This is a genomic window from Enterococcus sp. HY326, from assembly GCF_026157065.1.
Taxonomy (GTDB): Bacteria; Bacillota; Bacilli; order Lactobacillales; family Enterococcaceae; genus HY326.
In genome coordinates, this window is record NZ_JANLGQ010000001.1 from 553,085 (window position 1) to 574,285 (window position 21,201).

19 protein-coding genes are annotated in these 21,201 nt (G+C 40.8%); 3 read left to right on the forward strand and 16 right to left on the reverse strand.

Annotation, left to right across the window (positions count from 1 at the left end; all coding sequences use genetic code 11):
- Positions 1-239: 239 nt before the first annotated feature.
- From ORH16_RS02745 to ORH16_RS02785, 9 genes are all read right to left on the reverse strand, one after another.
- Positions 240-1,133 carry a WxL domain-containing protein gene (locus ORH16_RS02745; protein WP_265456012.1) on the reverse strand — a complete coding sequence of 298 codons (894 nt, stop codon included), beginning with the start codon at positions 1,131-1,133 and terminating at the stop codon, positions 240-242.
- Between the two features lie 74 nt (positions 1,134-1,207).
- Positions 1,208-2,032, reverse strand: a complete 825-nt coding sequence (locus tag ORH16_RS02750; protein WP_265456013.1) for a WxL domain-containing protein — start codon at positions 2,030-2,032, stop codon at positions 1,208-1,210.
- Entirely contained in the window at positions 2,029-2,373 is a 345-nt protein-coding gene (locus ORH16_RS02755) for an LPXTG cell wall anchor domain-containing protein (RefSeq protein ID WP_265456656.1), read from the reverse strand. Before ORH16_RS02755 ends, ORH16_RS02750 begins: the two co-directional genes overlap by 4 nt.
- Positions 2,374-2,732: 359 nt before the next feature.
- Positions 2,733-7,898: a WxL domain-containing protein gene (locus ORH16_RS02760; protein WP_265456015.1), complete on the reverse strand. Its 5,166-nt coding sequence runs from the start codon at positions 7,896-7,898 to the stop codon at positions 2,733-2,735.
- Between the two features lie 48 nt (positions 7,899-7,946).
- Positions 7,947-9,095, reverse strand: a complete 1,149-nt coding sequence (locus tag ORH16_RS02765; protein ID WP_265456017.1) for a DUF916 domain-containing protein — start codon at positions 9,093-9,095, stop codon at positions 7,947-7,949.
- A gap of 32 nt (positions 9,096-9,127) precedes the next feature.
- Positions 9,128-10,072, reverse strand: a complete 945-nt coding sequence (gene lepB / locus ORH16_RS02770; protein ID WP_265456019.1) for a signal peptidase I — start codon at positions 10,070-10,072, stop codon at positions 9,128-9,130.
- Positions 10,073-10,979: 907 nt separating this feature from the next.
- On the reverse strand, positions 10,980-11,966 hold the full coding sequence (locus ORH16_RS02775) for an ROK family protein (protein ID WP_265456020.1): 987 nt from the start codon (positions 11,964-11,966) through the stop codon (positions 10,980-10,982).
- Between the two features lie 51 nt (positions 11,967-12,017).
- Complete coding sequence (locus ORH16_RS02780; protein WP_265456022.1) at positions 12,018-12,641, reverse strand: sugar O-acetyltransferase; 624 nt, start codon at positions 12,639-12,641, stop codon at positions 12,018-12,020.
- An 82-nt stretch (positions 12,642-12,723) separates the two neighbouring features.
- Positions 12,724-13,101, reverse strand: coding sequence for a VOC family protein (locus ORH16_RS02785; RefSeq protein WP_265456024.1), 378 nt, complete (start codon positions 13,099-13,101; stop codon positions 12,724-12,726).
- A 774-nt stretch (positions 13,102-13,875) separates the two neighbouring features.
- Between ORH16_RS02785 and ORH16_RS02790 the strand changes: the two genes are divergently transcribed.
- Entirely contained in the window at positions 13,876-14,442 is a 567-nt protein-coding gene (locus ORH16_RS02790; RefSeq protein WP_265456027.1) for an NADPH-dependent FMN reductase, read from the forward strand.
- 197 nt (positions 14,443-14,639) lie between these two features.
- Positions 14,640-15,041 carry a pyridoxamine 5'-phosphate oxidase family protein gene (locus ORH16_RS02795; protein ID WP_265456029.1) on the forward strand — a complete coding sequence of 134 codons (402 nt, stop codon included), beginning with the start codon at positions 14,640-14,642 and terminating at the stop codon, positions 15,039-15,041.
- 122 nt (positions 15,042-15,163) lie between these two features.
- Here ORH16_RS02795 and lepB (ORH16_RS02800) read toward each other — a convergent pair whose 3' ends face one another.
- From lepB (ORH16_RS02800) to ORH16_RS02815, 4 genes are all read right to left on the reverse strand, one after another.
- Positions 15,164-16,129, reverse strand: a complete 966-nt coding sequence (gene lepB / locus ORH16_RS02800; RefSeq protein ID WP_265456030.1) for a signal peptidase I — start codon at positions 16,127-16,129, stop codon at positions 15,164-15,166.
- A 131-nt stretch (positions 16,130-16,260) separates the two neighbouring features.
- Positions 16,261-17,412 (reverse strand): DUF916 and DUF3324 domain-containing protein, encoded by a 1,152-nt coding sequence (locus tag ORH16_RS02805; RefSeq protein WP_265456032.1) that lies wholly within the window; start codon positions 17,410-17,412, stop codon positions 16,261-16,263.
- 329 nt (positions 17,413-17,741) lie between these two features.
- Entirely contained in the window at positions 17,742-18,188 is a 447-nt protein-coding gene (locus ORH16_RS02810; RefSeq protein WP_265456034.1) for a DUF2922 domain-containing protein, read from the reverse strand.
- 181 nt (positions 18,189-18,369) lie between these two features.
- Entirely contained in the window at positions 18,370-18,780 is a 411-nt protein-coding gene (locus ORH16_RS02815; RefSeq protein ID WP_265456036.1) for an Ohr family peroxiredoxin, read from the reverse strand.
- A 179-nt stretch (positions 18,781-18,959) separates the two neighbouring features.
- Between ORH16_RS02815 and ORH16_RS02820 the strand changes: the two genes are divergently transcribed.
- Positions 18,960-19,514: a GNAT family N-acetyltransferase gene (locus ORH16_RS02820; protein WP_265456037.1), complete on the forward strand. Its 555-nt coding sequence runs from the start codon at positions 18,960-18,962 to the stop codon at positions 19,512-19,514.
- Positions 19,515-19,726: 212 nt separating this feature from the next.
- Here ORH16_RS02820 and ORH16_RS02825 read toward each other — a convergent pair whose 3' ends face one another.
- The 3 genes from ORH16_RS02825 to ORH16_RS02835 are packed head-to-tail and all read right to left on the reverse strand — an operon-like array spanning position 19,727 to position 21,102.
- On the reverse strand, positions 19,727-19,939 hold the full coding sequence (locus ORH16_RS02825) for a helix-turn-helix domain-containing protein (RefSeq protein WP_265456038.1): 213 nt from the start codon (positions 19,937-19,939) through the stop codon (positions 19,727-19,729).
- 13 nt (positions 19,940-19,952) lie between these two features.
- A complete protein-coding gene (locus ORH16_RS02830; protein WP_265456040.1) occupies positions 19,953-20,507 on the reverse strand; it encodes a hypothetical protein in 555 nt (184 codons plus the stop codon).
- Between the two features lie 46 nt (positions 20,508-20,553).
- Positions 20,554-21,102: a hypothetical protein gene (locus tag ORH16_RS02835; protein ID WP_265456042.1), complete on the reverse strand. Its 549-nt coding sequence runs from the start codon at positions 21,100-21,102 to the stop codon at positions 20,554-20,556.
- Positions 21,103-21,201 lie beyond the last annotated feature (99 nt).

A 21,201-nucleotide genomic window follows, 5' to 3' on the forward strand; every position in this document is an offset into this window, starting at 1 on the left:
TAACGAAGACAAAACCATTTGCTTGTTTTATGTACTATTTTTCAAAATAAAGAAGAGACTATGACATAAGTTTTTACAGTTGATTCTCCGAGTTACATTATATTTTCTCCTGCGATCTAATAAATCCTCGCCGCAAATTTACAATATATAGTAGCACTTGCCAGATATCATTCGGAAATTTCAGTTCTGTTTTGACTTACATCACAATCTCTTCTCTTTTTTTCAGTTAGGAAAGTAGTTTACGCTACCCAGTTCATGGTCCATGTAATTACAGCTTCATAAGTACCAGTTGACATATTCTGAGAAGTTGCTTGTGGAATAGTTAAAGTAATAGCTTTTCCTGCTGTGTCTTTTGTACCTGCAGTACCTGTATAGCCAGCACTTTGGCCGAATTCTAAAGTGAAGTGGCCTCCGCCAAAATCTTTTGCTGCGTTAACAATCAATTGAGAATCCGCAATAGTCGTATCTGCAGCTGTCGCTCCAATAGTAGTAGCAGTTGCTGCAGCTGCACCATCAATCCCTAAAGTGAAATTATTAGCTGGAATCAAGCCACCTGTTGTATCTCCAGTTGTTTCATCAGGACGGGTCGCAAGTAAAGCATTGTTATAAGTTAAGGTTGAACCTGTAAGAGCTTTGCTTGTATCCGTAATATGGGTAAATTGTTGTGTCATTTGTGCTGTAATTGTGTAACCAGCATCTGTACCACGCATGTCGCCCCAAGTAACAATGTTTCCCCGCTCAACTTTATCTGCATCGCTATCCCAATCTGTGACTACTGATGAGCCATCTGCAGCTAATGGGCCAGCCATATAAGCCGCTGCCGTTGCAGTTTGTGTTGTGCTTTTAACCTTTAACGTGCCAAAATCAAGAGGAGAAGCTAACAACATACCAATTTGTCCTGGTGGTGTACCTGGTTTTTCTAAATCTGGATCTTTCGGGTCAATACTTTCAGTTGGTTTTTCTGGATCGATAACCGGGTCAGTTTCAGGATCCAATTCACCTGCTTCGATGACGATTTTACCAGTATTATTTAGTGAATGTGTTTGCGCAGTTGCATCTGCTGCAACTGGCGCTACTGTTGCTACTCCCAATACTGCTAATAATGCAGCCGCACTTAATGTTCTTACTTTCATTTTTCTTCCTCCTAAAAATGTTTGTTTTTTTATTTACAAATGGGTTTCCCCAAAATGCCAAAATTTGAATTGCCTTACGCTGGTCCAGCAACCAAAGTCCATCTTAATTGTGTAGTGTACTGTAACGGATGAATTTTTGTATTCGTAGGTACACTCAGTTGGACAGCTGAATTTCCGTAAGCTTGTTTATTATAGGTTGTATTCATCAGAGGTTGTTCCTCTGGTGTTGATAATGGTGCCAATGTGCCGTTTGGATCATTTTGCTGGTATCCAGCTGAACCGCCAAATACGATTGTCCAAACACCTTTGCCTTCACCTTCTCCAGCAATAGCCACCGTGTAACTTGCCCCTATCTCAGAAATATTTATCGCTTCATTGGTGACTTCGATATTTCCAGGATCCTCGTCACCGTTTGTATTAGCCCAACCTTTTGTAAAAGATAATGTCGCTCCCAATAATTCTTGCTCTTGGGTATTTTGAATGACACTATTACTAAACTGAGCCTCTTGACTTACTTGCAGTTGCCAGCCCGAAACATCCTCACGATAATCACTAACTTGAACATAGTAGCCTCGCGGCTCAGTGTCTGAATGGAACAACTGTGCCAATGAGTTATAGATACGTTCAGAGGCAGTAATTTTTTCTAGACCAAAGCCTAAGTCAGAAATAAAATCGATTCTTAGTGGTCCTGTTGTTGAGTAACCATCACCTGGGTCAACATTAACATCAGGATTTTCTGGATCAATTAAGTCGGATATCTCTGGACCAATAACGGTGACAGATCCGCTGTTACCTAGACCATGCGATGCTGATGTTGCTTGAGCTGATATACCACCAACCATAGTTGATGAAAGCAATAATAGAGTTAAACCTGTCAATCGTTTGCTTAATCTTTTCATGATTGGCCCTCCTCTTTATCATGTTCCTTTTTCCTGCGATAAAGTAGAAGTAGAAACAAAGCTAAAATGACTACACCGATGATTAGACTGAAATTACGAACAATTTCGCCAGTCTGTGGCAACTTTCCACCATCAGCTGAAGGCAATTCAGTTGAACTGTTTTCAGAAGTGCTCGATGAGGATGCCATCGGCTCGCTAGACTCTTCGTAAAACGTGATGCCACCTTCAACTGTTACCTGACTGCCAACTCCGTCCGATGCAATTCCTGCTTGTACCCCTCCAAAAAAACCAAGCAACAAAACGAATAATCCGACGAGGAGGACTAATTTTTTATTTTTCATTTCATCCACTCTTCCCTCCCAACCTTATTGTTCCCTTAAGACATCACTTCCTACAGGCACCAAAAGCCAACTGCATGTGCTGCAGAAGTCAGACAACCACCAAGTAGTCCACCTCCCCATAAAATGATGACTCTCTCTAGTTAAATAAGAGTTGTATATTAAGTGCGAATCAACACACTAGATATTGATATGACCTTTACTAATTGGCGTATACCTGATATTCAGCTTTTGTTAATCAAACATCGATTTTAAGATGAAGTTAACCTTATTTCAGTTAAATATTGCCAACAATTTAATTTCTAAAGTATCAAGAACACCTTGGGGAAAGTTTTTCTTTCCCCAAAAGTCCTGCCAACAGTTTAAGGTGTAAAACTCAAGGTCCACTCGAGTGTTCCGCTATAAGATCCTGTCCGTTGTGCACTACTTGGCAGAGTCAATTGGACCCCTTTTTCACCCTTCACCCAATCTGAGGTGACATCATAGTCCTCGATATACTCAGGTTTGCTATATTCGCCATTGCTTGCGCTTAAGACATTAACTCCAACATCAGTAATCGGTTTTGGTATTGCAGTAGCCGAATCCTGATAGTGAAGCATTTCTGGCAGGGTTCGATTGTTGAGAGTATCTGTTAATGGATTCAACTCTTTAACAGATAAATCCCAAGTTAAGTTATCTCCACGGGTATCCGTGACTACTATATTTGTCCAACCTCGTTCGCCATTTGGATCTTCTGTTGCATCATAAGCTTCTCGATCTGGCCAATAGGTCTGTTCGCTACCAGTGACTTTTTGCGCACCAAAGTCAAAGACATCTGTGACTTCCGACAGGTAGAGATGTCCCATGACACGTATAGCAGCGTCTTTAGTCAGTGTACGTTCAGCAAAGTCTCCACGATAAGTAGCTGTATAACTACCTTTTACATCAACTGGTCCAATGCTGCTAGTTGCATTCACATCATTTACAAAGTTGGTGCTAATTGTACGGGTAATATCACTAGGATTTTCCATGCCGTCTTCAGCCCTGATTGTAAAGACATTCGTTTCTGCATTTACTTCTGTTTCCGTAGCCACAGCCGCCTCAGCCAACGTCATATCCCCATCTTTTGCAAAAAGGGCAAAGTCGAGTTCGGCAGCAATCACCGCCCCATCCGGCACAATGACAATATTCCAAGTCTCACTTTTTTGATTACTAGCTCCCGTTTCAGCATTTTGAATCTGATAGGTAATTGGTATTGTCTTACTGTTTGTTCCCTTGTCTAATCCAGCCTGTAAAGAGTCCAAATCAGCCTGACTCAAACTCGTTGTTAGGAATGGACGGCCAAATATTTCTTGAAGATTTCGTACTGCCGCTTCATCTGCTAGGGCTTTCGCTTGCGGCTCTGTAACGATGACGTTTCGTCCGGTCAGCTCAAGTTCATTTGAAAAGATGACATCGATGGTATAGCTATACTCATTAGCATCGGTTGCTGTATTGGCACCCATCGTCCAATCTACAGATTTCCAGCGTTTCACCGGATTATCTGGATCCGTTTCATCAAGATACATATCTGCATCTAAATCATCTTGTTCAGGAATTATTTCATCATAACTTGGATCGCTGACTTTCGTTGAATCAATGGTTCCCTTCCTCAGCCACGAACCAGTTGGATTGTCCGGATTAAAGGTTAATGTTGGATAGATTGGATCTGAACCAAGTATAGGTATAACCAGACGACCTTTCGTTGTCCCATTTTCAGCACCAGAAAGTTGAGTTGAATACGCTACAATAGGCGGATCTATTGTTGTTTTCGCCTCTGTTACATCATGACTGATTAGCCCCGTACCAGCGCTTACTAAATTGGTTAAATCATTTGGATCATAATCACCTCTGACAGTAAAGTCTATTACTGAACCAGGAATCATAATGCCGTATTGTCTATGATTTGCCGCATTAGAAAGGTTTCTCCCTGTAGTGGTATCCGAATCCCCCACAAAAGTTTTCCCTGTACTATCTTCAATTCCCATAAAGTTTAACGGTGTCAAAGCTGTCGACATGTTTTCGTTAACAGGGTCAGAAGAAAACGTCAGTACTTGATAAGCATTAGCTGCGCCAAAGAAATCTCCTGTCGAAGCTACTTGATTTGAGCCACCTGTTTGTTTGTGCCATGTTAATCGAGAATTCTCGTTTGCCATGCCCAATGAGGATAGATTAATCCTATTAGCTCCTGGAGCTGAATAAACCGACGCTTCACCTTCAATTGTCATTTCACCCATCGAAAGAATCCCTGTTGCATTGGTCACACCAAAGCCTGATCCATCACTAATTGTTACATCTCCAAAATCATCATAAAGATTGTAATGATTTGTCCCAGAAGCATTTCGACCGTTTTTGATTCCACCAGTCCCTGCCAATACAGTAAAACCATTTTCAACTGATAGGTTGGTAAAATTAATTAGTCCCTTATCTCCAAAAGCAATATCTTTCTCATTATCAGAAACATCCTCTACTTTTAAGTTGTAGCCAGTAAACGTATTTTCAGCAAGTTCAGTCCCTAATTTGACATCAACAGCTTTGTTTTGTGCTAAAGCATTTGTGTAAATATTATTGGTGATATTATCTGAGGTATTGTTTCCTGTCCCAGTTAATCCTCCAATTGTTTTTGCACGCAATACATTAATATCCACATTCCTCAACAATGACGACCCACTAACATTGGAATAATTGGTAGCATATAGGCTGCCAATAGTCGAGTCTGGTGCGTCTATATTCATAGTAATATGTCCAGATTTAGTTCGACTTGCATCACCTGCATCTCCATAAATTACTGCACCATTCAAAATATTTGATCCAGGATCCGTGTAAATATTTAACGTAATAGTATTATCTGTACTACTTCCTACGTATGTGGTTCCCGCAGTATTTTGGCCACCAGTAATATTGACTCCACTCGGTAATTGAAATCCTGTTGCTCCTCTTAAATCAAGGGTTAGAGACACATCACCTGTTATTGTCCCCAGATTTGTTGGTCCGCCAGAGAAACCTCGAGTTCCATGACTAGGGTATCCGGAAAAATTTCCTCCAGTTACATAGACATTTGAATTTCCATTAATGGTATGACCTCCTGTTGCTCCATAAGTTCCACCGATAGCACAGTTGATAAAGCCACCAGTAGCATACGCTGTGACATTACCAAACATTTTAGAGTCATCATAACCTCCTCCAGAAAAGAAGAAGTTGACTTCGCCATTATGCATTTTAGCAGTTGCGTCACCCCAAATTCTATCTGTCCTATATCCGGCACCTTCTAGCGTATCAACTAAACCACCATAGACTGTATTACTAGTGTTTCCATCAATTGTTCCATAATAACCTCCTCCATACGTCCAACGAGCAAGATCATTATTGTGTACGATACCTGTATCTCCGTATACATAACTAGACCATCTACCTGAACCATCACGACCAGTACCACCAAAAACATCCCAGTCTTGACCAGTATAAGTTCTTAATGTTGAAGTGGATCCTGTGCTTGTTCCTCGTTGATAAGTTAAATCAGATATTCCGAGTCCAACCACAGTACTACAGAAGTTGTATCCTCCCGCTGTACTATCATCACTATTCAAAATGCCAATATTCATAATAGCGTTGCCTTCGAAATATCCCTTCACTCCGGTTGCATGAGCATAACCAATTTCACCGCCATCAGAAAATGCTCCACCTAATAAATGACTATCAATGTCGCCAACAGTAATCACAGTTCTTGCACCACCAGAAGAATTAATGGCCCTACTTAATGCATAATTTTTACGTCCTTCTTTATCATCTACACCAAAGGCGTTAATCCCCACCTCTGAAATGTCCAATGCAGGAACACTATCATTTCCTGAACCACTAAATCCGTCAATAGAACCAGTGGTGGTTGTTTTCCCAGCTCGTACAGTATTAGTAATATCTGCGTACACAAAGCCAGTTGTCTGATTACTTCCACCGTATATCACGTTACCATCAGTAAATAAACTTGAGTCGTAAATATTTTTGATATGATTATTCGCACCTTGTGTTCCGTTGTTACCAGTCTTCGAACCTCCATAAAAATTTGTAGTTATTGCTCCTTGCCCCGCAACTAATGTTTCGGCATTGCTAGCGATTATACCGTTATTAGCGGAAGCAAAGAAATTCGTAACTGTCGGCTTGTTCCCAGAATCCGTTGCCCGCATTTTGACATACGCACTACCAGTTACCCAACTAGAGTTAGTTCCACCATATACATTGGTAATAGTTGCCCTGCCCCCATATATGGATAGATTAGTGTCACCAATAATGACTCCTGAGCTTTGATTCCCTCCAGAAACTGTGTCTACAGATGTACTATAACTGTTCACAACCAAATTAGTATCACCTGTAAAATTACCAGCTCGAGTACCTCCATATAGGTTCCAGGTACCAGTTCCCGTTGAGCTAATTGTCACTGCCGCACTAGGTGATGCTACGGCATCTCCACTATATGCTCCACCATAAACTGTAGTAGCTCTTGTTCCCCAGCTATTCCCCCCCAAAGTAAGTGAATTACCATTAGCTGCTAAAAAAGTAGTACTATAACGTATATTTCTAAACTCAACATTGGTCCCAAAATTTAAACCATTACCCGTAGATAAGTTAAAGTACAGTAATGCATTGCCAGTTGGTTCACTAGTAGAAACATTATCTGTAACGGGGTCACTAGCAGAACCTGTGATGGTCACACTATTCGCTCGACCAGCTAAAGAATAAAATGAAACATCGGACGCACTTGTTGCACTTGTTGATTGACTTCCCATTGAAGCATAGGTAGCTCCTGACATATCAATGGTGCCTCTTCCGGTTACAGCAATAACATAGTCTGCATCAGGCTGGTTATCTAAATAAATGCCGTAAAGAGCTGCTCTAAAGTTTGTTGGACTCATTCCACTGGTTGATATCTGATTAAAATTAGTTCCATCATAGCGATAAACAACAATACTATTAGCTGCTGCTCCTTGCCCACTGATTGACGGAGTTCTTTCAGATATCGGTGTGCCAAGCTTTTGTTCCCAAATATCAGTAGTTCCTGCTGTGTCCTGTGCTTCATAAACCGCTTCAAATGTTGCTTCGTCACCATGATAAAAGGCTGTACGCAACAACTGGTGTGGCTCATAAACATTACCGACAACTAAATCATACGGATCAGTATCTGGATTTTGCCCCCTAGTCAATTGATGCTTAAGTTTGGTCGCTGCCGCTAAACTAAGACTAGTTAACTTCCACCCTTCAAAGCTGTAATCCTCGTTGTCTTTAAACATTGGTAATGACATCGTTTCAATTGCTTCTTTATTTGTTGTGTAGACAATATCATCTGATGACCCATTTTCGAAAGGATAAGCAGCATCCGTTTTAAATGTAATGGTAGCTACAGTATCTCCATCAGCCGCCTCGGTCACCTCTGTTTCCTGAAATACATTGGCAATCCTTAGCCCACCAACAGCCAGTATAATTACCAGAAAACCAACTATTATTCTTCTCAGTTTCATTATTAACCCCCCATACACATTTTCTTCCATATTTCCTCACAGCCATGGTTAATTAGCACCTAATTTTTTGTGCTGCAGATAAAAGGCTACCCCGGCAAAAGATCCCGCTAAACTGACAAAGCCTACCCAATACATCCAATTATGATTTTTGGGAATGAAGGACCCGGCATCGCTATTTCCTTGAATGATGCGCTCATCTAACGTAAAGGTTTGACTCAACTCAAAACGATAAATATAGCGTTCTCCATCGCTTGCTTCGTATGCGCCATCCTTTGCTTTCTCGGAGTAAACGATTGTCTCGACAAGATAATCCCCGGCAAGTAAATCTGACTCCACTTCAACTGGATAATTGAAGATGGAAGCTGGTGCTATTTTCATGTTTGACTGCTCAGAAGTGAAGGATTCATCCCCTCCTTCTAGTGAAATAGTCGCCTCCACTCGAACATCTTGAGCGTAGGCATTTGCTTCATTCACTAATTCTAGTGAAATCGCATCTTGATTTTTAACGTTTTTAAGAGACATCCCTCCTAATGTAATCTCTGGTGCGACTGCTGCTTTATTTTGACTGAGCAACAGGGCAATCACATAGGTATACGTATTCGTGACCACGGATTCACGAGACTCTTCAGCAAATGTGGATTCTGTGGTAGAGTCTTCTGTTGTGACATCAGTCCTATCATCCGTTGCTTTATCCGTCGACTCTGCTGATGTTTCTGTTTTCGCTGTCTCTTCGGTGATTTCTCGAAGCTTCAGCCCTCCGGCTACCACACCGTCAAAGGCAACATCCGGCATCTTGATTGTGACTGGCACATCGATGGTTTGATTGGCTGGCAATTCAATTCGTTCCTCCACCTCAACAGCGTCACAAATATTGAAAGGAACTAAGTCTTCATTAGGCTCCTTGTCCTCATATTCAACTGTTCCGTTATAGGTCGTAGTCGCTGGGTTGACCTCGATGGCAACCACCCGATCTTGATCCGTTGGATTATTTAACACAACCGTGACCGTTTGTTCTTCCTCTTTTTTTAGTAGTAAATCAAAATAATTTACCTTCGCTGTCAATTGATTATCAGGCAATAGCGGGGAAACTAATAAATTCAATCCTGATGAAGTGGCAAAAACCCGTTGGCTGCTAACTACCAAACTGCAACACAGTAGCAAGGCTAGAAAAATCCTGCACCAAAACTTTTTTTTCACTCCGCATTCCCCCTCTCACTCTCGCTGTATTTTTAGATGTCGCCTAGCTGGCTTAAGGGCCAGAGTCGATAGGTCACTACACCTTGAATATTACGAAAATTAATCAGGCCACACTCTCGACTGTCGACACCCCCGTCTTCTGAACTGTCCATTAAAACCAGATAGCTCTCTGACGGAATGTTACTGAATCCCTGCAGTTCTTCGATTACGCTTTGGGTATCTATCGTAAACGAATACGTTCTTGACGGTAATTGGCTGGCGTAGGTCTGCGGCCTAAGAGAAATCATTTCCTCCAATGAACCATTTACAAAAACCGTTTGATTTTCCACCCAGATGCTATCTCCTGGCAAGCCAACTACTCGTCGTATGTACTCTCCTGAAAATTCTGAAGATGATAATTGAAAGGCTACTAAGTCATAGCGCTGAATACGAGCCTGGGTATCCACTGCCACTTGCTGATGTTCTTCAACCACTGGTGCCATTAGATTGTCCGATACTCCGATTATTCTAAAACGCATTATTCCTGAAATGATGAGCATAGTTATTCCTGATAATAAAACACAGAAAATAATTGTTAGAATAAACCGTTTATCAATTGGGATGACCAATCTGCCAATTTTTATTTTGCTTTTCTTCTTGGACGGACCTTTTTTTTGAATGTATGACGATTTATGTGAACGAGACTTACGTTTTGCAGAATTTTTTTCTTTTTCCTGTCTTAGACTCTTTTCTGGTGCTGACACGCCTTTTTTCGAGGCTATACCAACCTCTTTAAAAGAAACCTCGGCCGCTTGCTTAACTCCTAAATTTTTCTTTTTTCTCGAATTCTTAGTTTTTCTTTCTATGAATACCTGGCCTTTTTGCTTTTCATTTGATGCTTTAGAAGACTGTATGAGATTGCCTCTAGTTTTTTTCTTTTGGATATTTTTCTTGGGACGATTAGCCTGCTGAATACTCTCTAACTTTCTTTGCCCCATTATTTTGCACCTGCTTTACTCGTTATCATCCCTGTTCTGATTTATCCCCCCTATAGCTACCATTTACTTTTTGTACTAAACAAAAGCTCAACAGCAATCTTTTCAACAACTTAACCTTTTTGTTTTTCTTCCTTTTCCGACAAGCTTTTTTACTTATAACAACTTTCCTTTTTCAAATAAATGTCAAAGATTTTACTATCAAGTAGTTTGCAAAGTACTTAATAATATTTATCTTTTTTTGATACTTCAGACAAAAGCTATACATTTACAAAAAACGTTTTTTTATTTCCTGTTTTTTTCTCCAACCAAAGAAAAAATCATTTTAAAATAACGAAAAAAGGAAATTTTTGCGTATTTTTATAATAACTTTTGTTCTGATTACAACCTAATAATAAATCGCTAAAATAGCTTTTTCAATCATTTTTAAGCAAAAATTATCTTAGTTTTGAATAATATTAGACAAAAAATCTTATAAATAGTCTATTCATTTGCGTTTTATATATAACATATTAATAATATTTAAATTTATCATTTAATTACCAAACAATAGACAAATCATTTTTTATTGTTTTTTTATTCGTTGGTATATTCATCATTTGCCAATAAAAAAAGCCTGCGAAATATTCAAAATTTCGCAGGCTTTTTTCAGCTGAATAAAGATATTTTTTACTTTTAATTTTTTCGCTGAATTTTAGACTAGAATTCTTATAAGAAAAAATTTTTATAATATGCTGAAATTATTAGAAAAAGGCGTAGTGCTCAGAAAAATAAAAGTAGTGTACCTAGAAAAAAATGCGTTTTCATCAATAATTGTCCAGACCCTACTTAAAATAGCTACAAATAAGACGTTTAGCTTATTTCGTTAAAATCTCTATATAAGGACTTGTACCATAACAAATCCTTAAAATTAATCTGTCAAATTCCGTAGCTTTGCAAGTCCTAATTGTAACAGACCCGCAAAATAATCTTCTTGGAAAGATTGTGCTAAGTGGATTGGTGGCAAAGCAAAATAGGGAAATACTTCGGCTAGCTTTGCTTCAATCAGAGTTAAATCAGCTTGGCTGAAGGCTGATTGATTGAGGTAGAGAATGATTTTTGCGGGATCATAGACACTGATGACCGTCTGAAGTGTTTCTAAAATCTGACTTTTCAATTGAGAAGGGCTGATAGGAAATTGTGCCCGCTGAACAAAAGGCAGATGCTTGATTTCTCCGCTTAAGCCATGGGTGCCATGAAAAATTTGACCATTGATGACTACTGCTGCCCCAGGCGGAAAATTTTTCGGATAGTAAAGGGCCACGGTAATCGTCTGCGGCTGAGACTGGCTTAAAGCCGCCGCATTAATATCATTTTCAATCAGGACATCGACGGCAAAAGTTTCCGTGACTAACTGACGCAAATTAATGTCCTGCAATGGCGCAAAGTCCATGATTTGCAGCTTACCGGCGATTTCAGCGCCGGTGATACCAAAAACAATCAGTTGAATTTTGGGAAAGTTTTCTAGTAGCTGTTGAATATTTTCCAATAATTTTTGCGGATGCAACTCGTCTGAGGTTAGGCGCTTTTGCTGCAATGTCTCGCCAAATAAATTGACCACTGCTAGATTGGCAACAATCCCACTTGCTTCTTCAACAAATTGAAAGATGAGCAATAATCGCCGCTCAGGATTGTACTGATATAAAGTGGCCTTGCGTCCGCCAGTTGTTTGGGGTGTTGCTTGGATACTGATTTCACCAGTTTCGATTAATTCGGCGACCAGCTTATTGATGCTGACAACGCTGAGGCCCGTTTTTTCAGACAATTGGCGGGCAGACAGCCCTGCTCCGCTGATTAAAAGTTGGCGCAAAAGGCCTAAATTATGTTCTTTGACACTGCTAGGCTTGAAGGATTCCACAACTTTGCCTTCTTTCTAATTAATTTTGCTGGTATCTTTAAAATTTGCTTATTAAAGGCTGATGTTAAATTCTTTTTCATAATCTGCTTGGCGCTCTTGCCAGGCCAAGGTTTCTTCTGGAGAAATTGGCCGCAGCACACGACAAGGATTCCCCAAGGCGATGACATCAGCGGGAATGTCTTTGGTGACAACTGAACCTGAGCCGATGACCACATTATTGCCGATTGTAACGCCAGGATTGACAACAGTATTGCCACCAATCCAAACATTATCGCCAATTTTAATTTTATTCCCAAATTCTAAACCGGTATTTCTGACGGCGGCGTCAATCGGGTGCCCAGCGGTATACAGTCCAACCCGTGGGCCAAATAAAACGTTATCGCCGATTTCAATCGGCGCTACATCCAGCATGATGCAATCATAATTGGCATAAAAATTTTCGCCAATAGAAATATTTTCGCCATAGTCACAGCGAAAGGGTGCTACAAGAGTCACATGCTCCCCGCTGGCTCCTAGCACTTCCCGACGGATTTCTGCCTTCCGTTCTTTTTGCTCATAGGTCAGTCGATTGTATTCATCCAACAATTTTTGACAGCGGGTAAATTTTGCGGACAGCTCTGGGTCTTTTGCCAAGTATAACTCACCAGCAATCATGCGTTCAAATTGATTTTCCATTGAAAAACTCCTTAAAATTTTATCCTGCGTTGTTTTCCAGATTGTATTACCGGAAAAATTTTTACTTATTTAATGAAGGAAACTAAATCGTCAGCTCAATTAGATTGCCTTCAGGGTCTTGAATAACTGCTTCATAGTAGCCGTCACCAGTCCTCCGCGGGCCATTCAATAACGGAAAGCCATCTGCTAAAAAACGTTCCACAAAAGTATCAACCGCTTCTTTACTGCCGAGGGAAATAGCAAGATGTGCATAGCCCAAACTTTCTGGTACTCGGCCAGCCAAATGCTTTTTCGTCGTGAGCTCAAGACGGCTGCCAGAAGTGAATTCTAGAAAATAGGACTGGAAGCCGGTTTTTTGATTGTGATAGAGCTGATTACTAGTAGCATTAAAATAATTTACATAAAAATCCTTCATTTTTTCAAGGTCATTGGTAGCTAGTGCGATGTGTTCGATGTGCATAGTCTGTCTCCTCCTAATATCTATTAAAAAAGGTTCCTTTATCATACCATACTTTTTAAACTTTATTAATAAAGTTTCTTGAAAAAATTTTTAAATCTAAATTTTCTTTAAAGTTGATCTCTGCTCTCGTTTTAGCAAATTTAACTTAATTTTTCCCACGGACAAACTTATAGATTCCTCAATGAAAATTTGAATTTTCAAGAAAAACCGTTGATATTAAGCAAATAATCAAGATTAGACCTTCCACTATTTCTCTCCCATAGGCTTCAGCTGTAGGAATTGACTGTCTTTCAGTATTAAAAGAAAGCGATTTATTAATCCTTTAAATAAAAATGATTCTTATGATAAAAGCATTTTATTTAACTAAAATTGACAAAGTTGATATAATTTTTTTGTAAAGATATTTTTTTAGGTATTTAGCTGAAAAATTGATAAAAATCGTCACACTCGGTTTCCTATCATTTGCTTTTTAAAGTGCCCTTCTGTTGGTTGCAGATTTGGCTTTTAGTAGATACCTTGAAAAATGAATATTTCCAAAGGTGATTTTGACATCAGGTTGATAGATTAGATAGCCAGTCTTTTAGGTAATTGTCTCAGTGCTTGACTGAAGCTGTGAGCAAAAGCAGTTCGTTTTGCCCTGTGATAATCCACTGAGCAGTCATTCGACTGTTAGCCAAACTTGTGAAGCGTTTGGCCATTTACCATCTATGTTGTTTGATGTTGCAGTCTTAAGAACACGCTACTAGGAAATTCATGAAAAAAAGGATGAGCAGAATGAAAATTGTACTATTATCAGCGTCAAATTTTGGTAACAGAGCCAAACTAGCCATTGATCAAGTCCAGAATGAACTGATGGTCAAGTATCCCCAAAATGAGGTGACGATTTGTGACCTGCAAAAGCTAAAATTAGCCTTTAGCGATGGCCGCAATTATCAGGAGTATAGTGGGGACACCCAAGCTTTGATTAATACTCTGATGGAGTGTGACATCTTAGTGATTGCCACTGCCATTTGCCAAGCCTCAATTCCCGGAAGTTTGAAAAATGTATTTGATTTGCTGCCCCGTAACGCTCTGTTGCGCAAAACCGTCAGCTTAATTGTTTCTGCAGATTCTGCCAGACATTATCTAGTAGCTGAAACCCAGTTAAAACCCATTTTGAATTATATGAAAGCCAATCTGCTGCCTAGCTATGTCTTTATTGAAAAGAGCGATGTGCTTGGCACGACAATTGTCAATGACGATATTCTCTTTAGAATTGACAAGCTCGTTGAAGATACCATGGTCTTGGCGGAAACTCAAGAGCATGTCTGGACACCCCACGAAGTAATTTTTGACTATTAAAAAAATGCCGCAAACAGAGCTCTCATTAGCACAAAAAAACGAAAAGCGACACAATAAATAACTTTTCGTTCCCGCTGACAGCTGTGTTTGTCGGCTTTTTTTGTTTCTTCTATTAAGGAATAAAACAGGACACTTTCTTTTGTCAATTTTTCAAAAAGTGCTACACTTATCTCACATTAAGAAAGAAGACGATAATTATGGCAACTTTAACACAAGCAATGAAAGATATGATTGCAGCACAATTAAGTTTTTTGGCAACCGCCGATAAAAATGGCTATCCGCAAGTTGGACCTAAAGGCACGATGCGGGTTTTGGATGACAATCATTTGATTTACAACGAACACACTGGTAAGCAAGCTTGGCAAAATGTTCAAGATACCCACCTAGCAGTCGTGGCCACTGTTGACCATCCTGCTTTTAAAGGCTTCCGCTTTGAAGGTCCGGTTGAAATCCATCAAGGTGATGAGATTTATGAAGCGGCTAAAGAATTTGCAGCGGCTCATAAATTGCCGGTGCCAGTCGCAGCCAATGTGATTGCAATTGAAAAAATCTACAAACTCGACGCCGGTCCTGAAGCCGGTAACTTGATTGAAGGCTAATGAAATAAAAAAAGGAGCTGGCAACTTTTGCTGAGCTACTCTTAACTAGGATGATAAAAAAAGTAAATCCTAGATAGAGGCAGCCTAGCATTTTGCTAGCTCCTTTTTATGTTGTTTTAGCTTTAATGCACAAAGCCGAATTTATCAAAGGGATAAAAACGGAAGCTGACAACTCCTTCAATCTGCTCACGATCAATTAAACCGAGAGCCCGACTGTCGCGGGAATTGCCGCGGTTGTCCCCCATTACAAAAAACTGATCTGCTGGAACTTCTTTTAGACCGGCCATTTCTTCAGCCACGGCATCATCAATTGTGACAATCTGGGTACTGTCTGGCAGCTGTGCTGAATAAATAATCCCTGGAATATTTTCGGCATCCACTTCACCGGCAAAAATATAAAGACTATTGCCCATCACATAAATACTGTCGCCAGGCAAAGCCACCACCCGTTTTAAATAGGTTTCAGAAGACTCCCCTGGAAAAAAGGTAATAATGTCATAGCGTTCAACTTCGGTATTTTTATTGGTAAAGAGGCGATCCCCAGTGGCGAAGGTCGGCGACATTGACTCGCCGTTGACAAAATGAGCTCGAATATTAACCGTAAACCAGATACAAAAGACCACTACCGCCAAGGTGAATAAAATTTCAGCACCGTATTGGAGATACCGAACGGCTTGATAGCCCTTCGTTTGGGTGAGGCGCTTGGCTTTCCCTTGTGGCCTTTTTTTCTTACTGGCCGCCTTTTTGCTCGCCGTAGAATTCTTAGACACTGCTTGGACAGGTTTGCGGGGGCGTTTTTTTTCTGCTGAGCTGCTGGCTGACTGCGGTCTGGCGGTTTTTCTCTCAGTTATTTCCCGCTGACTAGCCACAGAGCGCTGATTTTTCTGCTGGCGTTGCCTTTCTTTCGCCCCTTCATTAACAACCACTTTATTTTCGCTTTTTTGTGGTAACTTTTGCGAGGTTTTTTGTAGTGTTCTCCCTGGTTGCTGTCGTCTTTGCTCCGTGTCTTTTCCGGCTGTCGTTGGCCGTTTCTTGGCCGTGCGCTCTTTAGGAGGAGTGTGCTTTTTTGATCCTTTAGCTTTCTCCATCTTGTCCTCCTCTTTTTTCGGTAATGATTTAAGTATTGCCCTTTAAAAAATTAAAGTCAAGGGACTCTAGTCGAATTCTCGCAAAAATTTCCCAGCTTTTTTTGCAGCATCCAGAAAGCGGCTTAAACAAGTTACTTTTTCTTTGATTTAGGCGCTGGTTTTCCCTGAGGCTTTTTCTGCTGCTGCTTAGCTTGCCGTCGTGCAGCCGCTAACTTTTTGCGGCGCCGGCGTTTATAGGCTTGAATGCCCAAGGTCAAAAGTAAGGCTAAACCGATACCAGTAAAAACAAAGCCCCAAATCGACAGTCCTGACGCTTGACTGGTGACCAAGGTCATGCCGTTAATCTCATCGGCCTGCTCTTGGGAGATACTGAATTCCTGTTCAAATTCCCAATCGCTGTCGGTATTATCTGAGACCGTCAAAACCAAACGGTAATCGCCGGCCATCAACGGCTCCTGCTCCCAATCAATCACAAAATCAAAGGTCGAGCTGGGGGCCATTTGCAAATTAGCATCGCTATCGCTGCTGCGGACTAACTCACCAGTACTAGTATCATAAATTTCCCCGTGATAACTCAGCTGACTATAGCTGGCCATCGTCGGATTTTCCAACGTCGCCACGACACTTGGCCGATTATTAGCAGCGGCCGGTACAATATCAATTAAATTGAGCTCATGCACGACTGGATTGTCATTTTCTGTCAAACGCAGTCCCAATGCATAGCCTTGATCGGCAGAGCCTTCTTGTGACTGGGTAATCTGAATCGCCGCCAAGATTTCCCCGTCAAATTCTTCAGCTGGCATCGTGATGGTCAGCGGAAAGTCAACTGTTTCATTGGCAGGCACCGTGACTTCATTTTCAAAATCAACGATGTCTCCAATCGGATAAGGATAATCATTGCGGGCACTGTCGGCCGCCTGCGTGTAGTCAATTAACCCGCGGGTGTTGGTGTAAGCTTGATTGACTGAGACCTGATACGTCATTTCCCGATTGGAGTGATTGGTCACTCCCACAGAAATTGTCTGCTGCTCACCAGCGGCCAACCGCAGATTAAAAAATTCATCCTGAGTATTAATTTGATTCTCCGGTAAATGTCCCACCACTGAAAAAGTGATTTGAGCAGATTCACTACTGTCCTCACTGCTTGCTGTGGTCGTTTCTGTGCCAGCTTGACTGCTTGAATCAGCCGTCTCGCCAGAGCTCGCTGCCAATGGAACAGCTGGGCTAGCTAAAAACAGACCAAAAATAATAACCCAACCAACAAAATACTTAAATCGCTTCATTTTTTTCTCCCTAAATGCAATTAAATTCACCTGATTTGATAGTTTCATTCTCAATTATTATAACATATCAATTTATTTTAGTTGTGGGGAGTGTTGGGTTTCTGCAGGTTTTTTATTGACGATAAATTGGTACGACCTAATGCTACCATTTAGAAAGGATTAGCGACCTAATCATGTTAGGATGGAATATGTTTGTGGAGCTGTGCCCAACCCTTTCTTTGCGGTAATGTCATCCTGTTAAAGAGGAGTGCCTTAGCTGCTGTCTTAAAAACAGCAGCTCAAATAAACACTCGTCATCGCATAATTTTGTTATAAAACCCACCCTGACATCAAGGTGCCAAGGCCCAAGCACCTAGGGATAATTTCTGTAAATAACTGGGTTCTGGGGTTTCTTTTGCACTAGTAAAGCTGGCCTCAAATATTTGTCTCAATTGCAGAAAAACGCCTTGCAATGACCCTTGTCTAGCATTGAAACGAGTCCCCTCTGCTTCTTCAAGCAAAATTTCCGGTGCAGTCGCTGTCTGCTGCGACTGCTGTGTTTTCCCCGCTTCTTGCGAAAAGTCCATAAAAAGCCACGTCACCTTCGTCTCCGCATATTTCGCCCCAACAATTTCTGTATAAAGCTGCACGCCGTTGCGCTCAAAAAGTTTGAGGGCAATCAAATCTGTCATTGCTTGTCGCACAATTTCAGGAGATAAGTTTTGATGGCATAGCTGAATAATCATGGTTTTGCGGCTGCCGTCCGCATTTCTAAATTGTAAATGTAGTTTGTGCATAGTTTTACTCCTTGTGTGAAAAATAAATGCTTCACTATATACACAACCTCAGCGACGGAAAAATCAACAGGCAGTGAAAAAATTTTTTCTTTCTAGATAAAATAGAATTCCGCTTCAATAATTTTGAACAAAAGAAAAAACCTGAGACAGCTGCCTCAGGTTTGATTATTAGCTTTAAAAATTATTCGGCATCGACAGTTAGTTTGACATTGCCTTCAATCGCTTTTGAATAAGGGCAGATGCCTTCTGTTTCCTTCATGTATTTCAAGGTTTCTTCCTTTGAAAGGCCGTCGATTTTACCGATTAAAGTAACTTCTAAGTGCAAGCTGTTGAAATCAGGCAAGTCGCCAAGTAACGCAACTTCTGCCCGCACGCTGCGGTGTAAGTCGCCGTGGCCGTCTCTTTCTAATGGGAAAACCATTGCGCCGTTGAAGCATGCAGCAAATCCTGCGGCAAATAATTCTTCTGGATTGGTATAGCCTTCTTTTTTCGTTCCAGTTGTTTTGACATCCAAGAAACCAGTGACTGACTTGCTTTCACCTTCGCGGCCGCCCTCATTAATTACCGTTGAAACTGACATTTTTTTTGACATTCAAAATCATCCTTTCTTGATTTGCTTACTCTATTAGTCTAACACTTTTGACTAGCAGCTAGAAACAATCTGCCCGCCTTCGATAAAAAAAATTGTCTTTCTTGTGAAAATAGTTCAATTTTGCTTAAAGGAACACTTTTTTCGTGCTAGAATTAAAGAAAAAACGAAGGAAGACCTACATGGAATTAAAAACTTTAGATGGTGAAATCGAAATTATCGGTTTTCCCTTGGAACGCTTAAAAGAAATTTGGAGCATCGCCTTTGGCCCAGAGGCGGATTTGGAATGGATGAAATTTAATGGCCCGTATTTTCACGACCCCGTCGAAACCTGGCAGGATTTTTCCAGCGGCTTTGGCTGGGATTCAGTCGGCAACCCTCACCGGGCGGTCATTGTTTATCGAGGGAAAATTATCGGTCTGCTAACAGCTCAATGGCAAGACGGCGGGCTACAACGCTGGTTGGAATTTGGGATTGTCCTCTACGATGCTAGTCTTTGGGGCAAAGGTATCGGCAAGCGGGTAGTACCAGTTTGGTTGGATTACCTGTTTGATTTGCATCCGGAAATTGAACACATTGGCTGCACAACTTGGTCTGGCAATCAGGGTATGATGAATTTAGCCTTGAAGTCCGGCTTAAAATTAGAAGCTCAGATTCCCAAAGTCCGTTATTATCAAGGAGAATTTTTTGATTCGGTGAAATATGGTGTGTTGCGGGAGGATTGGCGGAAGAGATAGCCTCTTGTAAAACTGCTGGATTAATTTTTGCCAGTAATCTCTTAGTGGTGTCACTTTCGAATAAAGGTAATTTGTATAGACAGCGACTTTGACGAGCTGGATTAGAAGCCAATTTTTTTGTTATCGGCGAATAACCGAATAAAATTCCACATAAAAAGCTGAACTGTTGAAATTGCGGACATCCCTCCTGCAAATTTCAGCAACTCAGCTTTTTAATTTTCCTCTGGTTGATATTCCAACAAATCCCCCGGCTGGCAATCCAGGGCCCTGCAGATGGCCTCCAACGTTGAAAAACGAATCGCCACTGCCTTGCCGGTTTTCAATTTGGAGAGATTTACATTGGTGATGCCGACCTCATCCGCCAAATCCTTCAAAGAAATTTTGCGATCAGCCATCACTCGATCTAGACGAATCACTATTGCCAAGCGGCTCCCCTCCTTACACTGTATCTTCAGCCAGCTTTTGCAGCTCGATGCCATAATGAATCACCCCGGCTACCACATATAAAATCAAGCCATAAATCAGGCCGCTGTCCAAGCCGTATTGAATATCATAATCTTGGTCAAAGAGATTTTGCAGGAATTTTGTCACAAAAGGATGAACAAAGCCAACATACAAACCTGAACCAATTAAAGTGAAGCTAATCAGCGTTAATTTATGCAAATAATGCTTTGAAAAAGGCGACTCTCCTTTAGCCAGTCCTTGAAAAATGGTGCCTCCCTGATAAAAGATAAAACTATTCGCTAAAAATAAACATAACCCACTAATGCCATCAATCCAATGTTGCAGCTCCGCTCCACTGCCACCCAATCTCATCCCAGCACCCTCTGAACGCAGAATCATGAAAAACTGTGGATCAAAGTCAAAGGAAACCTCCCCAACACGAAAAAGATTTAAAACAAGCAGAAAGACAAGAAGCATCTGAACGCCACAGAAAAACCAAAAAATCCGGCCTAGCCAACGAGCAATCCTTTGAAATTTTTTCACTCCCATAATTTTCTCCTCTTTTATCCAACTTTAAATTATATCTAGCTTCATTTTAAATTACATCATCTGACAGTTTTTGCAGTTGCATTCCATAGTGAAAAACCCCGGCTACTGCGTACATAATCAACCCAATAAAAAGACTCGGCCCTACGCCTAAGGTAATCAAATAACCATTTGGCATTGCCAAACTTTGTAAAACCGAATAAAGTACGCCTGCGTATAGACCTTCAAGCACCAATAAAAAACTGATGCTACGGATTTTCCGTACAAACCACGGACTAAAAGGTGTTTCACCCAGAGACAGACTATAAAAACTTTCCGACCCGAGGTAGTAGGAGGCAATCAACGCAAAATTTGACAGGAAAATACTGCAGAGGTCAATGAGCTTCATCGCTAAATTATCCTTCATCAACGAATTAACATCAGCTGTGAACAAGGTGTAAGTTGCCGGCTCGTAAAGATAAGCGCCACCGTCTCCAAGAAACACGAAAATAGTCCCCGTCAGTGTCAGAAAAACTAGCGGCACAAGTTTCACTAGATACGTAATCAAAAAGAACCAATAAAGAATCCGAGCTACTTTTTGAAATCCCTTGATTCCCATCTCGCTCCCCTCCTCAACTTTAATTATACTAAAACAGTTTATTTAAAACAATAACTAATTATCGTTTTTCGATAATCGAATCTTTTGAACCAGATGCCC

Coding starts and splice junctions, on each gene's coding strand:
- ORH16_RS02745 (WP_265456012.1), bottom strand. CDS start 1,133: ATGAAAGTAAGAACATTAAGTGCGGCTGCATTATTAGCAGTATTGGGA.
- ORH16_RS02750 (WP_265456013.1), bottom strand. CDS start 2,032: ATGAAAAGATTAAGCAAACGATTGACAGGTTTAACTCTATTATTGCTT.
- ORH16_RS02755 (WP_265456656.1), bottom strand. CDS start 2,373: ATGAAAAATAAAAAATTAGTCCTCCTCGTCGGATTATTCGTTTTGTTG.
- ORH16_RS02760 (WP_265456015.1), bottom strand. CDS start 7,898: ATGAAACTGAGAAGAATAATAGTTGGTTTTCTGGTAATTATACTGGCT.
- lepB (WP_265456019.1), bottom strand. CDS start 10,072: ATGGGGCAAAGAAAGTTAGAGAGTATTCAGCAGGCTAATCGTCCCAAG.
- ORH16_RS02780 (WP_265456022.1), bottom strand. CDS start 12,641: ATGGAAAATCAATTTGAACGCATGATTGCTGGTGAGTTATACTTGGCA.
- ORH16_RS02785 (WP_265456024.1), bottom strand. CDS start 13,101: ATGCACATCGAACACATCGCACTAGCTACCAATGACCTTGAAAAAATG.
- ORH16_RS02790 (WP_265456027.1), top strand. CDS start 13,876: ATGAAAATTGTACTATTATCAGCGTCAAATTTTGGTAACAGAGCCAAA.
- ORH16_RS02795 (WP_265456029.1), top strand. CDS start 14,640: ATGGCAACTTTAACACAAGCAATGAAAGATATGATTGCAGCACAATTA.
- lepB (WP_265456030.1), bottom strand. CDS start 16,129: ATGGAGAAAGCTAAAGGATCAAAAAAGCACACTCCTCCTAAAGAGCGC.
- ORH16_RS02805 (WP_265456032.1), bottom strand. CDS start 17,412: ATGAAGCGATTTAAGTATTTTGTTGGTTGGGTTATTATTTTTGGTCTG.
- ORH16_RS02810 (WP_265456034.1), bottom strand. CDS start 18,188: ATGCACAAACTACATTTACAATTTAGAAATGCGGACGGCAGCCGCAAA.
- ORH16_RS02815 (WP_265456036.1), bottom strand. CDS start 18,780: ATGTCAAAAAAAATGTCAGTTTCAACGGTAATTAATGAGGGCGGCCGC.
- ORH16_RS02820 (WP_265456037.1), top strand. CDS start 18,960: ATGGAATTAAAAACTTTAGATGGTGAAATCGAAATTATCGGTTTTCCC.
- ORH16_RS02830 (WP_265456040.1), bottom strand. CDS start 20,507: ATGGGAGTGAAAAAATTTCAAAGGATTGCTCGTTGGCTAGGCCGGATT.
- ORH16_RS02835 (WP_265456042.1), bottom strand. CDS start 21,102: ATGGGAATCAAGGGATTTCAAAAAGTAGCTCGGATTCTTTATTGGTTC.